This is a genomic window from Mesorhizobium sp. M8A.F.Ca.ET.161.01.1.1 (assembly GCF_004792105.1).
Lineage (GTDB): Bacteria > Pseudomonadota > Alphaproteobacteria > Rhizobiales > Rhizobiaceae > Mesorhizobium.
On the sequence record NZ_SRTD01000001.1, the window covers coordinates 537,664 to 549,660 of the forward strand.

Genomic DNA, 11,997 nt, shown 5'->3' on the forward strand with positions numbered 1-11,997 from the left:
CGTTTTCCCGGAAACTCTTCACATGGATATTTCGCGTACTGAACAGCGCATCCTGCACCTGCTCGCGCAGGGCGGACGCATTGAAATCGAAAAGAACGACAAGAAAAGGATCGCTTCCGTCAAATGCCTGACCCGCGACGGCTGGCATTATCCTGACGTCGATCTCGACCTGTTTCGAAAATTGAAACGCAAGAAGGCGGTTTCGTCGTCGGGCGGCGGGCCCTACCGCATCACAAGGCGCGGGCTCGCACTCGTCCGCTCCGAACTCGACAACAGATAGACCAGGGTTCCGCCGGTCGGCCCTCCGGCCGGCGGCTTCTTTCACAGTTCAGGCGGTGGCGATGTAGGCGCGTATTTCCTCGGCCTCCCGCTCGACGTCCTCGATGCGGCGCTTGACCACGTCGCCGATGGATACGATGCCATCCAGCAGGCCGTCCTTTTCCACCGGCAGATGGCGGAAGCGGCCCCGGGTCATGATCTCCATCACCTCGTTGACGGTGTGGTTCTCATTGCAGATCTTCACCTTCGGCGTCATGGCCGAGCGCACCGCGATGTCGAGCGCGGCGGCTCCTTCCTTGGCGATCACCCGCACGATGTCGCGCTCGGAGAGGATGCCGACGATCTTGCGATCGCCATTGGTGATGACCAGTGCGCCGATCTTGTGTTCAGTCAGGATGCGAATGGCTTCGCTGAGTTTTTCGTTGGGCCCGAGCGTCAGCACGTCATGGCCCTTGCTCTCGAGAATTGCCTTAACTGTCATGGCGTCCTCCTCTACTTTGCCAACCGGTTCCTGACCTGACCGGTTTTCGCATAAGAGTGAACATCGTGCGCCGTGATGGGTTGCATTTCAAGTGTGGTCGGGCGCTTCCCATTCAGGCGCTTGCCATCCCCTGTCGAACCAGCGCAGGCCGAAGAAGCCCGCGACAAAGCCGCCTATATGGGCCTCCCAGGCGATCTGGCCGTCCACGCCCGGCGCGAAACCGAGAAGGCCGGTGGCGAGATTGATGATCATCCACATGGCCAGGAAAATGACGACGCCGCGCGAGCGCAACACGATCGCGACCGGCAGCACCGGGCCGGCGAAAGCAGCCTTGCCGGCCGAGCGGTCGGTGTGGAAGCCAAAGCGCGCCGCGGCCCCCATCATGCCCGATATGGCGCCCGATGCGCCGACCAGCGGCGCTTCTCCGTATGGATGCATGGCCCAGAAGAGCGCCACCGAAGCCAGTCCGGTGGCGGCAAAGAACAATGCGAACCGGAGCGCGCCGAGACGATTGGCCAGCGGCGAGCCAAAGGCGGCGAGCCAGACCATATTGATGGCGATATGGGCAAAGCCGCCATGCATGAAAGCGTAAGTGAAAGGCCGGGTGAAAAGGAACCAGTCGAAGCCGTATTGGCCGGTATAGAGGACCGGAATGAACGCCCCGTCATAGAGCAGCGTCATTTGCTGGGCGTCGTTCAGCACATATTGCTGCAGCAGATAGACGATCGCGCAGATGCCGATCACCGCCAGCACGATCGGCGGCAGGTTGAACACCGGCTCACGCGCCGGCGGCGGCATGGCTTCGGCCGGTTCGGGCTGGGACGGATTTTGCGGTTCATTCATCTGCAATCGCACTCGATGCTGGTTCAGTCCGGGGCCGGTTCGGTCTGGGGCTGGTTCGGCCTGGCCAGCATCTAGATCACCGCCGATGGAACCGCAAATGGCGAATCGTCCCGCTCCGAATCACAGGTGCGAATCAAAAAAGAAGCCGTCCAAGGTTTCCCTTGAACGGCCGGTCGAGCCCCCTGCTCCCCTAAAACTCTTGACTGAAGTGCTGCCGATCGTCGCGAAACGACCGCTTCTGGAGTGGTTTTGGTGTGCCACGCGGCTCGCCAGGGCGCAACGTAAACCACTTGTTAACCTTAACGGCCCCGACCCGTGAACAAGTGTTAACGACGCTGGCACGCTTCCTGCTCCGGAACGCATGTAGGTCATCGGAGGGCGCCCTTCTGTTCACCGATGGGACATCAGACGACAGAATGCGCGGAGCTTTTTAGTATGAACCAAAACGGATCGATCACGCTGTTCCACTATTGGAACCGCCTGCGTGACGGACGCCCCGCTCCGAAGCGATCGGAAGTCGAGCCGGCCGACATCAAGTCGCTGCTGGCCGATACGTTCATCCTGGAAAGGGACACGCGTGGTCAGCCCGTGTTTCGTCTGGCCGGCACCAGGCTCTGCGCCTGCTACGGCCGCGAACTCAAGGGGTTTTCCTTCCCGTCGCTGTGGCGCGAAAAGGATCAGCGGCTGGTTTCGCGGCTGATCCACGGGGTTTTCGACCAGAAATCGGTCGTGCTGATCATTTTCGAGGGCTTCAGCCGCAACGGCCGCTCCAACAAGTTCGAATTGCTCGCCCTGCCGCTCGATGGCGGCATTGAAAATCCGCGCTGCCTCGGCGTGATCAGCGCCGCGGAGAAGCCGTTCTGGCTGGGCGCGGATCCGATCACGGACGCCTTGATCGATTCAATACGCGTCATCGACCCGGAGAAAGAGCTGCTGAACAACCGTCCGGCGATCGACGTTCCCTCGCTCGTTCCCGACGAGATCGGGGCGCCCGACACGATCTCGGCGCTCGGCCGGGCGCGCCGCATCCGCCACCTCGTCGTCTTCGACGGCGGGCGCGAAGATAGTTGATGATCACACAGTCCCGCGGGCCTGTTTTTCCCCTTTGTTAACCCGCTTTGTTGTACTTCTCTGATGAAGTCCCTCGCATTAAGGCGCGGGATGCCAAACGGGGTGTAGGCAGTCATGAGGTCAGCGGCGGTCGACTATGCGCCGTCCCAAGCTGAAAGGCGTAACTTTCAGCGCGTCCGGGTCAAGATATACGGACGTTTCATGCTGGAGGACCGCACCGAGCACCCCTGCCAGGTCGTGGACATGTCGCCTGGCAACGTCGCGCTTCGCACCGACCGCATCGGCATGCCCGGCGAGAAAGTCATCGCCTATATCGATCATATCGGTCGCATCGAAGGTGTCTTGACGCGCACGTTGCCGGACGGCTTCGCAATGACGGTGATTGCGTCCGACCGCAAGAAGGACAAGCTCGCGGCGCAATTGACATGGCTCGCCAACAAGCACGAGCTCGACCTGCCGGAAGACCGCCGACACGAGCGCGTCTCGCCACGCAACCCGACCAGCGTGCTGCAGCTCACCGACGGCCGTCAGTATCAGTGCCGGATCATCGATCTGTCATTGTCCGGCGCCGCGATCGAGATCGAGGTCAAACCGGCGATCGGCGTCCAGGTCATGCTCGGCACGATGCGCGGCCAGATCGTTCGGCATTTCGAAGATGGCGTCGCCATCGAATTCGCCGTCATCCAGCGCCCCGAAACGCTCGATTCGGAATTCAACACGCCGCGCGCCTGATCAGGCCGCAAAGCACGCCCGTCAAGCCGGCCCTCACGGCCGGCTTTTTGATTCCGGGGTGCGACGATCGATACGTCCTCGGGCGACAGGTCGCCATAGTCAGGAATGGTCCGCGCGCGGCCGAATTCGCCGAAAACCAATCCCGCAATCCGAACAATTCAATACTCAAATGATTCAAATTTTATGTTTATTCTACGGGCGTTTTACTTAAAATCTACTTCGCGCTTTTGCGTCAAATAAATCCACATGTGGCAATGTCTCCTTCGAACGGGGAGACTGAATAATGAAAAGAACGAGGGGCAAGCTGTTGCTGGTGGCAATGGCGATGCAGCTTTCCGCCTGGGGATCAGCATATGCCGCGGGACCGGCCTATATGCATACCGGCGGACGCACCACGCAGCCTGTTGGCCACTATGAATTCTGCCAACGCATGCCGGGCGAATGCAACGAAAAGACCCCAAAGGGAGAGCCGGTCGACCTGACCCGCAAACTCTGGGCGTCCATCGTCAGCATCAACAATTCGGTCAACACCCGCGTCAAGCCGCGCACCGACATGGAAAACTACGGTGTCGAGGAATACTGGGCCTACCCGGACAATGGCTACGGCGATTGCGAGGATTACGCGCTGGAAAAGCGCCGCGAGCTGATGAATGTGGGCGTGCCCGCCGGCGACCTTTTGATGACGGTTGCGCGCCAGCCGAACGGCGACGGCCATGCGGTTCTGACCGTGCGCACCAGCCTCGGCGAGTTCATCCTCGACAATCTGGAAACCAAGGTGCTGTCCTGGACGGACACCGACTACACCTATCTCAAGCGTCAATCGACGGAAAATTCCGGCGTTTGGGTAACGATCAACGACGGCCGTTCCGACGCGGTCGCCAGCGTCCGCTGAGGATGCCAACAAGGTCAGGCGCGTTGCACGGCTGCGACGCGCTCAACGAGAAACCCGGTCGAGTCCCCACCCTCCCCGTCCCCAACGACCGGGTCAAAGGAGCCGGCCCCGTCCCCGGGCCGGCTCCGCCATTTCTGTAGGGAAGATGCTAAACTGACCCGATGACACGTGGCGCATCGCGCCGCCCCCGCCTTTCCACGCACAACAGATCGATGCACAATCGGGCCGTTGGTTTCGTTTCCTGGGTCACATTGATGCTGGAAATCCCGGAAGATCGATGCGAGCGCCATCGCCTATTCAGGGCGATCGACGACGCCTTCAAGGCCGGTGACTTCGACGAACTCGGCAAAGCCTTGGGCGGCTCGCCTCGCTGGTTCGACGAGCGCATGCCGTTCGAACTCGGTCTTGGCAATCCGCTGGAATATGCGATCTACTGGAGCCCTCTCGGCTTCGTCGCAACGCTGATCGAAGCCGGATCGAGCCCGAACTACGAAGATCATGCCGGATTTCCCCCGATCATCGCGGCGCTGTCCACCGAACGCGCGGACAAGCTCGACATCATCCGCATCCTCGTCGATCACGGCGCCGATCCCAACATGCGGGGCGTCAACGACTGGACGCCGCTTCACTATGCGGTGGCCATCCGCAGCGTCGAGGCGATCCGCCTGCTTCTCGCCGCCGGCGCGGACCCGACGCTCGAAACCCGTATCGATGACTACACGACGGCCCTTGAGGAGGCCGACAAAGCCGGCTTTGAAGCCGGAGCTTCGTTGCTGCGCGATGCGACGGCCAAGCGACGCTCCAAGGGACGATGAGTTGCAGCGACGAACCGGGCGACACCCATCGCCAAAGCCGGCTTCAGACCTTTTTCAGCCCCGCCTTGAAGCGCCCGGCGTTGGCGACGTAGTGCGCGGCGGAGCCACGCAGCCGCTCGACCGCCGCGTCGTCCAGCACCCTGATCGCCTTTGCCGGTGAACCGACGATCAGCGAATTGTCCGGGAATTCCTTGCCTTCGGTGACCAGGGCGCCGGCGCCGACCAGTGAATTCTTGCCGATCCTGGCGCCGTTCAGCACGATGGCGCCCATGCCGATCAGGCTGTTGTCACCAATCGTGCAGCCATGCAGCATGGCGCGATGGCCGATGGTGCATCCTTCGCCGATGGTCAGCGGAAAGCCGGGATCGGTGTGCATAACCGTGTGTTCCTGCACATTGGTGCCGGCGCCGATGACGATGGGCTCGTTGTCGCCCCTGATGACGACGCCGAACCAGAAGCCGGCATTGCGGCCGATCCTGACGTCGCCAATCAGCGTGGCGTCGGGCGCGATCCAGTTCGAATCCGCATCGGCGAAGCTGGGCTCGGTTCCATCGATCGCATAAAGCGGCATTGTCGGTCTCCGAATCGTCTCAGGCTGGAAACCCTAGGAGACGGACCGCCCAGGAAGCAATGGCGAGCACGACGATGCCCAGGGCCAGCGACCAGGCAATAGCGGTGCAGCCACATGACAGGAGCGCCACTATCGAAATGCGGTCCTGGCGCCGCGCATCGAGGGCTTCGTTGACCAGCATGAACGGCCCGGCACCGGCAGTGACAGCCAGCGAGCGCAGCACATGCGAGGGCGACACATAAGGCTCGGCGAAGGCGACCTTGCGACCCGATACCAGTTCCATTGTCGAGCCCGTCAGGCCGCAAACCGTCAGCCCGACGACAAAAGCGAACAGCAGGAGTTCCATCTGGGCCATATTAACCCTCCATTTACCATGAAATCGCACAGTCGTTTCAGAAAGGCTGCAAGAGCCGTGCCGTGCGATGTGTGCCGCCGCGGGGCACCCGGATGGTGATGGACGAGGACCGAAATGAAGCAGGCAGCGATCGCCGACGGCCCAGAACTCACCGTGGTCGATTCCAAGCTGATGAAGCGGGTGTTCTACGCGTTCGCGGCTCTGGCCTTGCTGTCGATAGCCATCAGCCTTGGCGGTAAATGGTTCGGCCGTTCCATTGCCATGGCCGGATACACCGACGACGCGACCGTGCGCGAGGTGGTGATCGGCCACAACATCATCACCGTGCCGGCCAATTTCATCAGGTTCGAGCCAGCCCGGCGCGACGGCATCGCCTCGCGCCTCGACCTCTATCTGCGCTATCCCCAGATGGACGGCTACAGCGAGGCGTCGCGCGATGATTTCAATCACGCCGGAGCCAACAGGAACATCATCTTCCTGTCCTTCGAGCAGCAGATGATGTCGCGCGACATGAGTGGCCGGTTCGCGCCAATCTACAGCGCGTTGATCGTCCAGCCCGGCATTCCAGGGCTTGGCGGCACGACGGTCTATGGGTTCAATGAAAAATCAGGCTACATGAACGAGGTGCTGGTCGTCGGCAAGCGCGCGGGCAAGGACCCCTTCGTGGCCCGCTGCCTCAGCGGTCCTAGCGCCAGCGAATCGCTGGCTCCTTGCGAGCGGGACATCCATGTCGGGGATGATCTCAGCCTTACCTACCGCTTCCCAAGGGAATTCCTCGGCGACTGGCAGACGCTGGACGCGGCGATCACGGCCGAGGCAGGGCTGCTCCTCAAGGCCAGACATTGACCGGCTGAAAGCGGGCCGGCCGCGCTCGACGCGGCCTGCCGTGGCATTGCGGGCTCAGGCCAGGTCGATGTCCAGGATCGCCATCGAGAAATTATAGTCGCCGTCGTCCTCGTCCTTGAAGACGATGCCGAGGAATTCGTCGCCGACATAGACCTCGGCCGAATCTTCCTTGCGTGGCCTTGCCTTGACCTCAAGCTTGGGGTTCTGGAAGACGCGCTTGAAATAGGCGTCCAGCTTTCTGATTTCGTCCGGCTTCAACAGTCTTCTCCGATCATCGGGCTTGCTCGTTTGAACGGCGCTTCTGGCACGTCGACAATGGCGATGTAAAGGCAAGCCGGTCTTATTGCACCGGAAGCGGCAATGCCGCCGGGCAAATCGCAATCATGCGGGCACTGCCAGCAAATCAGATATCGAAACTGATCACGTGATCCATCTTCTGCGACGGCAGAAGCTGGTCCATCTGGCGCGAAGGCTGGTCGCAGCCGGTCTCACCGACCACGCGGGCCGGCACGCCGGCGACCGTCTTGTTGTGCGGCACAGGCGACAGCACCACCGATCCGGCGGCAATCTTGGAGCAATGGCCGATTTCGATGTTACCGAGAATCTTGGCGCCGGCGCCAATCAGCACGCCGTAGCGGATCTTGGGATGGCGGTCGCCGCCGGCCTTGCCAGTACCGCCCAGCGTCACGCCATGCAGGATCGACACGTCGTCCTCGATGACCGCAGTCTCGCCGACGACGAGGCCGGTGGCGTGATCGATAAAGATGCCCTTGCCGATGCGCGCGGCCGGATTGATATCGGTCTGGAAGACAGCGGACGAACGGCTCTGCAGGTAGAGCGCGAAATCCTTGCGCCCGTGGTTCCACAGCCAATGCGCCAGCCGATGGGTCTGGATGGCGTGAAAGCCCTTGAAGTAGAGCACCGGCATGATGAACCGGTCGCAAGCCGGGTCGCGGTCATAATAGGCCTGGATGTCGACGCGCACCGTGGTTGGCCAGTCCTTGTCGTCGGCAAGCATCGACTTGAAGGTCTGGCGGATGAGATCGGAGCCGATATCCTGATGGGCAAGCCGCTCCGCGATCCTGTGAATGACCGCCTCTTCCAGGCTTTCCTGGTTGAGGATCGTCGAATAGAGGAACGCGGCCAGCAGCGGGTCGCGGTTGACCGCTTCCATCGCTTCGTCGCGGATCGAACGCCAGATCGGATCGACCGGCTGCAACGCGCCGTGGCGGGAAATGCTGATGCTGTTCATCGACGTCTCATCCTGCGTCCTGCTAGTCTGCCTGCTTGTCCGGCCGCACCTATAAGCCAGATCATAGCACGATTGAACTCAATTTTCCTTAGTGCTGTGTCAAATGGATTTGGTTCGCAGGAATTCAAGCAGCCATGGAAACGAACCCTTGATCGACGACGCCCTGAAAACCGAGCTTTCAGTCCTCTACCATGCCGCCGGCCGCCATTACCACAACCTCGCCCATATCGAAGCGATGCTAACGCTGGCCGGCGACTATCGAACGCTTCTGGACGACCCCGAAGCCGTCGAAGCGGCGATCTGGTTCCACGACGCCATCTACGACAGCAGAGCCAAGGACAATGAGGCGCAAAGTGCCGCCCTTGCGGAGCAAAAGCTCGCCGGCCGCACCGATGCCGGGCGCCTGAGCCGCGTCAGCGCGATGATCCTCGCCACCGCCACGCACCAGTTGCCGCTGTTCGACGACGCAGCGGCGACGCGCGACGCCAGCCTGTTCCTCGATATGGACCTGTCGATCCTGGGCGCTGACGCAGTTGCGTTCGATGCCTATGAACGGGCGGTTCGCCGTGAATATGGCTGGGTTGAAGAGCCGATGTGGCGTGCGGGCCGCGGCGCGGTGCTTAAGACCTTCCTTGCCCGACCGCATATCTTCCACACGCAGGAGTTCCAGCAGCGCTTCGAACCGCAGGCAAGGCTGAACATGGCGCGTTCGCTGCAGGCCTTGACCTAGCTTAGTTTCGGAATCCGAGGCGCTCGTCCCAGGAACCGGCGCCTCAAAGCGGATTTTCGGCGTAGAACTCCAGCACCCGCTGCTTGAAGGTCTTGTCCCCGACGGCCAGCATATGGTCGCGGCCCTCGATGTAGAAGGCCCTGGCGCTGGGCATCAGCGCCGCGAGCTCGTCCGGCGATCCACCAATGTCGTCGATGGTACCGACCGCGATCAGCGTCGGCTGTGCGATGCGGGCGATGTCGTCCTCACCAAGCAATTCCCGCGACGTGGCGATGCAGGCGGCAAGCGCCTGGCGGTCGCTGCGGGTCTGGTCGGCGAAGGCGCGAAAAGCGCGGCCGCGCGGATGGGTGGTCGCGGACGGATCCTCGGCAAGAAGGGCGGCGGCGATGGGATCCCAATCGCCGAACCCATCGATCATGCCGATGCCGAGGCCGCCAAAGACCAGCGTCGCCACCTTGTCCGGATCGGACAGCGCCAGGAAGGCCGCGATGCGCGCGCCCATCGAATAGCCCATGACATGGGCCCGCCCGATACCGAGATGATCGAGCAGGGCTGCCGCGTCCGAAGCCATTTTCGCGGGCGTATAATCGGCCTCGTCGTAACTCTTGGATGACGCGCCGTGGCCGCGATTGTCGAAGGCGATGGCGCGATAACCGGCATCGTTGAGCGTCTTGAACCAGCCGGGCGACACCCAGTTGACATAGTGGCTCGAAGCAAAGCCATGAATCATCAGCACCGGATCGCCCGCGCCCGAGGCCGGCTGGCGGTCGAGGAAGGCAAGATCGAACCCGTCATGGGAAAAAAACTGCATGGGAGGTGATCCCCGGCTCAGTCGGAGTCGACGTTCGGAGAATCGCCCTTGTCCGCGGGCGGCATGCCAGGACCCGATGCCGTGCCGATTACTGGATGGCGCAGCAGGTCGCCGTCCGCGATGCCGTCCCTGGCGGCCGTGCCGGCCTTGAGCTCAAGCACGAAGCGGACCGGCTCGCCCGGCGAGACGATCGCCTCGGATTGCGGCTCACCCTGCTTGATCGCGCGGATCCTGCCGTCCTGGCCGACAAAGATCAGATCGAGCGCCATCGGCGTGTTCTTCATCCAGAAACTGACGTCGCGCGTCTCGTCGAAGACGAACAGCATGCCATGATTGGCGGCCATGTCCTCGCGAAACATCAGGCCGGCTTCCCGCTCGGCCTCGGTATCGGCGACTTCGATCGAGAAGGAGCGTTTGCCATTCTTGGTCACGGCAACCAGCGGCGCGGGATCAACTGGAAGGATCATCGCCCGGCCATCGGCCGCGCTGGGTACCTGGAAATAGAAGAATGCGGCGGCGGCGACCATGACGGCAGCCACGGCGCACATCACGCCCGCCGTCAGCCCGTTCCTGTGTGTCATATGAAATCCTCGGCCGGTTCGCCCTAGTGCGAGACCGGCAAGGTGCCCATATCGGGGTGAATTTCGGCGGCCATAAGGCCTTTGTCACCGCGGCCGAAACGGACAAGCACGACCTGCCCCGGCCGAAGCTCGGTGATGCCGTAGCGCCGCAAGGTCTCCATATGGACGAAAATGTCCTCGGTCCCCTCGCCGCGCGTCAGGAAGCCAAACCCCTTGGTGCGGTTGAACCATTTGACCAAAGCGCGTTCGAGCCCGCTCTCCGGCGTCACCGCGACATGGGTGCGCTGTTCCTGCATTTCCGCGGGATGGACGGCGGTGGTGACATCCATGGAAAGCACACGGAAGGCCTGCAGCCCGCGCTCGCCTTGCTTCACAAGACAGACCACGCGTGCGCCTTCCAAGGCTGTCTGGAAGCCGTCCCGTCGAAGACATGTCACGTGGAGGAGGATATCGCCCGAAACACCGTCATCGGGAAGGATGAAGCCATAGCCCTTGGCCACATCGAACCACTTGATGGCGCCGGCGATTTCGGCCAAGTCGGCGGCGTCGCCGCCTTCGTCGCGCGTCAAGGCGTCGCCAAGGGTATTGGCCCGCCCGGTCAAAGAGGCCTTTTCCCCCATAAGAATGCCCCCTTTATTCAAGAACACCGCAACTGATTCTTGATACCAGATTAACACCGCGGCTTCCGGTGTGTGCAAGAGCTGACGTGCCTTTTTTCACGGTTCATTGCGGGAATACCGGATTTGTTCTTTGCCGGCGCCGCCTGACGCCGGACGATTGCCCTTTGACCGGGCCGACCCTATGTTGCGCCGCAACCCAACAGATCGAGGAAAACACATGCGCTATCTGCACACCATGGTCCGCGTCGCCGATGTCGATGCTTCGCTCGATTTCTACTGCAACAAGCTCGGGCTGAAGGAAGTTCGCCGCTATGAAAACGAGCAGGGCCGCTTCACGCTGATCTTCCTGGCCGCATCCGAGGACGAGCAGAGCGGCATCGCCGACAAGGCGCCGCTGGTCGAACTCACCTACAACTGGGATCCTGAAGACTACAAGGGCGGGCGCAATTTCGGCCACCTTGCCTACGAGGTAGACGACATCTACGCCACCTGCCAGCGACTGATGGACAATGGCGTCACCATCAACCGGCCGCCGCGCGACGGCAACATGGCCTTTATCAGGTCGCCGGACGGCATCTCCATCGAGCTTCTGCAGAAAGGCCCCGCCAAGGCCAAGGCAGAACCGTGGGCGTCGATGGCGAACACCGGAAGCTGGTAATCGATCACCCTTTTGGAGTGACCGGCGGCCACTCCGTGATGTTTCGCTTGGTGGTGCCTATCTATCCGGCTATGGCGCCTGCCGTGAAAAGCGGCGCTACGTCACGAGATTGAGCTTCGGAGAACCCCCTTCATGCCGACCAGCCATGCCAATGTCACCACGGCGCACGCGAGCCGCTATCTGCAGCAGTTGTGCAAACATTGGGCGCACAAGTTTCCCGTCGAGTTCGACCCCAACCACGGCGTCATCGACCTTTCACTCGGCCGCACGGTCATGGACGCCGACGGGGCAGCGCTGCACATCACGGTATCGACCAACGAAGCCGCTTCGATCGAGCGGCTCGAAAGCGTCGTTGCCGACCACATCAAGCGCTTTGCGTTCCGCGAAGAACTGGCCTTCGACTGGAAACGCGCCGAGGCGGCGTAGTTCGTTCATGCGTGTCGCCGCCGCGTATTTCCGG

Annotated in this window: 18 protein-coding genes; 9 read left to right on the forward strand and 9 right to left on the reverse strand. The window is 61.9% G+C overall.

The genetic code is table 11. The features are described 5' to 3' along the window. The first annotated feature begins 22 nt into the window (after window positions 1–22). Entirely contained in the window at window positions 23–280 is a 258-nt protein-coding gene (locus EN804_RS02730) for a YjhX family toxin (RefSeq protein ID WP_127280952.1), read from the forward strand. Between the two features lie 48 nt (window positions 281–328). Here EN804_RS02730 and EN804_RS02735 read toward each other — a convergent pair whose 3' ends face one another. Together EN804_RS02735 and EN804_RS02740 are read right to left on the reverse strand one after the other, a co-directional pair. Next, entirely contained in the window at window positions 329–760 is a 432-nt protein-coding gene (locus EN804_RS02735) for a CBS domain-containing protein (RefSeq protein ID WP_127280953.1), read from the reverse strand. Window positions 761–847: 87 nt separating this feature from the next. Beyond that, entirely contained in the window at window positions 848–1,603 is a 756-nt protein-coding gene (locus EN804_RS02740; RefSeq protein ID WP_127869417.1) for a rhomboid family intramembrane serine protease, read from the reverse strand. Between the two features lie 435 nt (window positions 1,604–2,038). Between EN804_RS02740 and EN804_RS02745 the strand changes: the two genes are divergently transcribed. The 4 genes from EN804_RS02745 to EN804_RS02760 all read left to right on the forward strand — a co-directional run bounded on the left by EN804_RS02745 (window position 2,039) and on the right by EN804_RS02760 (window position 5,113). Next, entirely contained in the window at window positions 2,039–2,674 is a 636-nt protein-coding gene (locus EN804_RS02745; protein ID WP_127869418.1) for a PAS domain-containing protein, read from the forward strand. A 114-nt stretch (window positions 2,675–2,788) separates the two neighbouring features. Next, window positions 2,789–3,406 carry a PilZ domain-containing protein gene (locus EN804_RS02750; RefSeq protein WP_127281204.1) on the forward strand — a complete coding sequence of 206 codons (618 nt, stop codon included), beginning with the start codon at window positions 2,789–2,791 and terminating at the stop codon, window positions 3,404–3,406. Between the two features lie 283 nt (window positions 3,407–3,689). Then, complete coding sequence (locus EN804_RS02755) at window positions 3,690–4,298, forward strand: transglutaminase-like cysteine peptidase (protein WP_135918656.1); 609 nt, start codon at window positions 3,690–3,692, stop codon at window positions 4,296–4,298. 254 nt (window positions 4,299–4,552) lie between these two features. After that, window positions 4,553–5,113 (forward strand): ankyrin repeat domain-containing protein, encoded by a 561-nt coding sequence (locus tag EN804_RS02760; protein ID WP_167531247.1) that lies wholly within the window; start codon window positions 4,553–4,555, stop codon window positions 5,111–5,113. Between the two features lie 43 nt (window positions 5,114–5,156). Here the strand turns inward: EN804_RS02760 and EN804_RS02765 are convergent, their stop codons facing one another. Further along, window positions 5,157–5,684, reverse strand: a complete 528-nt coding sequence (locus tag EN804_RS02765) for a gamma carbonic anhydrase family protein (protein WP_135864217.1) — start codon at window positions 5,682–5,684, stop codon at window positions 5,157–5,159. A gap of 19 nt (window positions 5,685–5,703) precedes the next feature. After that, complete coding sequence (locus EN804_RS02770) at window positions 5,704–6,039, reverse strand: hypothetical protein (protein WP_135918657.1); 336 nt, start codon at window positions 6,037–6,039, stop codon at window positions 5,704–5,706. Window positions 6,040–6,153: 114 nt separating this feature from the next. Between EN804_RS02770 and EN804_RS02775 the strand changes: the two genes are divergently transcribed. Continuing rightward, entirely contained in the window at window positions 6,154–6,885 is a 732-nt protein-coding gene (locus EN804_RS02775; protein ID WP_127869423.1) for a hypothetical protein, read from the forward strand. Between the two features lie 54 nt (window positions 6,886–6,939). Here EN804_RS02775 and EN804_RS02780 read toward each other — a convergent pair whose 3' ends face one another. Together EN804_RS02780 and cysE are read right to left on the reverse strand one after the other, a co-directional pair. Continuing rightward, a complete protein-coding gene (locus tag EN804_RS02780; protein WP_006200852.1) occupies window positions 6,940–7,143 on the reverse strand; it encodes a DUF3126 family protein in 204 nt (67 codons plus the stop codon). 145 nt (window positions 7,144–7,288) lie between these two features. Next, window positions 7,289–8,137, reverse strand: coding sequence for a serine O-acetyltransferase (gene cysE, locus EN804_RS02785; RefSeq protein WP_127280041.1), 849 nt, complete (start codon window positions 8,135–8,137; stop codon window positions 7,289–7,291). Between the two features lie 103 nt (window positions 8,138–8,240). On the opposite strand from cysE, the gene EN804_RS02790 reads away from it, so the two are divergent. After that, entirely contained in the window at window positions 8,241–8,867 is a 627-nt protein-coding gene (locus EN804_RS02790) for a hypothetical protein (protein ID WP_135918658.1), read from the forward strand. Window positions 8,868–8,910: 43 nt separating this feature from the next. Here EN804_RS02790 and EN804_RS02795 read toward each other — a convergent pair whose 3' ends face one another. Genes EN804_RS02795 through EN804_RS02805 form a run of 3 tightly spaced genes read right to left on the reverse strand, consistent with a single transcriptional unit; the run spans window position 8,911 to window position 10,879 of the window. Further along, a complete protein-coding gene (locus tag EN804_RS02795) occupies window positions 8,911–9,678 on the reverse strand; it encodes an alpha/beta hydrolase (RefSeq protein WP_135918659.1) in 768 nt (255 codons plus the stop codon). A gap of 17 nt (window positions 9,679–9,695) precedes the next feature. Continuing rightward, window positions 9,696–10,259 (reverse strand): DUF192 domain-containing protein, encoded by a 564-nt coding sequence (locus tag EN804_RS02800; protein WP_127869426.1) that lies wholly within the window; start codon window positions 10,257–10,259, stop codon window positions 9,696–9,698. Between the two features lie 23 nt (window positions 10,260–10,282). After that, a complete protein-coding gene (locus EN804_RS02805; protein ID WP_127869719.1) occupies window positions 10,283–10,879 on the reverse strand; it encodes a cold-shock protein in 597 nt (198 codons plus the stop codon). Between the two features lie 217 nt (window positions 10,880–11,096). Between EN804_RS02805 and gloA the strand changes: the two genes are divergently transcribed. Both gloA and EN804_RS02815 read left to right on the forward strand, forming a co-directional pair. Further along, window positions 11,097–11,537, forward strand: a complete 441-nt coding sequence (gene gloA / locus EN804_RS02810; protein WP_127280045.1) for a lactoylglutathione lyase — start codon at window positions 11,097–11,099, stop codon at window positions 11,535–11,537. A gap of 132 nt (window positions 11,538–11,669) precedes the next feature. After that, the gene (locus EN804_RS02815) at window positions 11,670–11,963 is read left to right on the forward strand and encodes a DUF2218 domain-containing protein (protein ID WP_135918660.1); all 294 of its coding nucleotides are present in this window, start codon (window positions 11,670–11,672) and stop codon (window positions 11,961–11,963) included. Window positions 11,964–11,997 lie beyond the last annotated feature (34 nt).

Bases quoted from the DNA above. Each gene is read 5' to 3' on its own strand.
- EN804_RS02730 (WP_127280952.1), top strand. From the start codon at position 23: ATGGATATTTCGCGTACTGAACAGCGCATCCTGCACCTGCTCGCGCAG.
- EN804_RS02735 (WP_127280953.1), bottom strand. From the start codon at position 760: ATGACAGTTAAGGCAATTCTCGAGAGCAAGGGCCATGACGTGCTGACG.
- EN804_RS02740 (WP_127869417.1), bottom strand. From the start codon at position 1,603: ATGAATGAACCGCAAAATCCGTCCCAGCCCGAACCGGCCGAAGCCATG.
- EN804_RS02745 (WP_127869418.1), top strand. From the start codon at position 2,039: ATGAACCAAAACGGATCGATCACGCTGTTCCACTATTGGAACCGCCTG.
- EN804_RS02750 (WP_127281204.1), top strand. From the start codon at position 2,789: ATGAGGTCAGCGGCGGTCGACTATGCGCCGTCCCAAGCTGAAAGGCGT.
- EN804_RS02755 (WP_135918656.1), top strand. From the start codon at position 3,690: ATGAAAAGAACGAGGGGCAAGCTGTTGCTGGTGGCAATGGCGATGCAG.
- EN804_RS02760 (WP_167531247.1), top strand. From the start codon at position 4,553: ATGCTGGAAATCCCGGAAGATCGATGCGAGCGCCATCGCCTATTCAGG.
- EN804_RS02765 (WP_135864217.1), bottom strand. From the start codon at position 5,684: ATGCCGCTTTATGCGATCGATGGAACCGAGCCCAGCTTCGCCGATGCG.
- EN804_RS02770 (WP_135918657.1), bottom strand. From the start codon at position 6,039: ATGGCCCAGATGGAACTCCTGCTGTTCGCTTTTGTCGTCGGGCTGACG.
- EN804_RS02775 (WP_127869423.1), top strand. From the start codon at position 6,154: ATGAAGCAGGCAGCGATCGCCGACGGCCCAGAACTCACCGTGGTCGAT.
- cysE (WP_127280041.1), bottom strand. From the start codon at position 8,137: ATGAACAGCATCAGCATTTCCCGCCACGGCGCGTTGCAGCCGGTCGAT.
- EN804_RS02790 (WP_135918658.1), top strand. From the start codon at position 8,241: ATGGATTTGGTTCGCAGGAATTCAAGCAGCCATGGAAACGAACCCTTG.
- EN804_RS02795 (WP_135918659.1), bottom strand. From the start codon at position 9,678: ATGCAGTTTTTTTCCCATGACGGGTTCGATCTTGCCTTCCTCGACCGC.
- EN804_RS02800 (WP_127869426.1), bottom strand. From the start codon at position 10,259: ATGACACACAGGAACGGGCTGACGGCGGGCGTGATGTGCGCCGTGGCT.
- EN804_RS02805 (WP_127869719.1), bottom strand. From the start codon at position 10,879: ATGGGGGAAAAGGCCTCTTTGACCGGGCGGGCCAATACCCTTGGCGAC.
- gloA (WP_127280045.1), top strand. From the start codon at position 11,097: ATGCGCTATCTGCACACCATGGTCCGCGTCGCCGATGTCGATGCTTCG.
- EN804_RS02815 (WP_135918660.1), top strand. From the start codon at position 11,670: ATGCCGACCAGCCATGCCAATGTCACCACGGCGCACGCGAGCCGCTAT.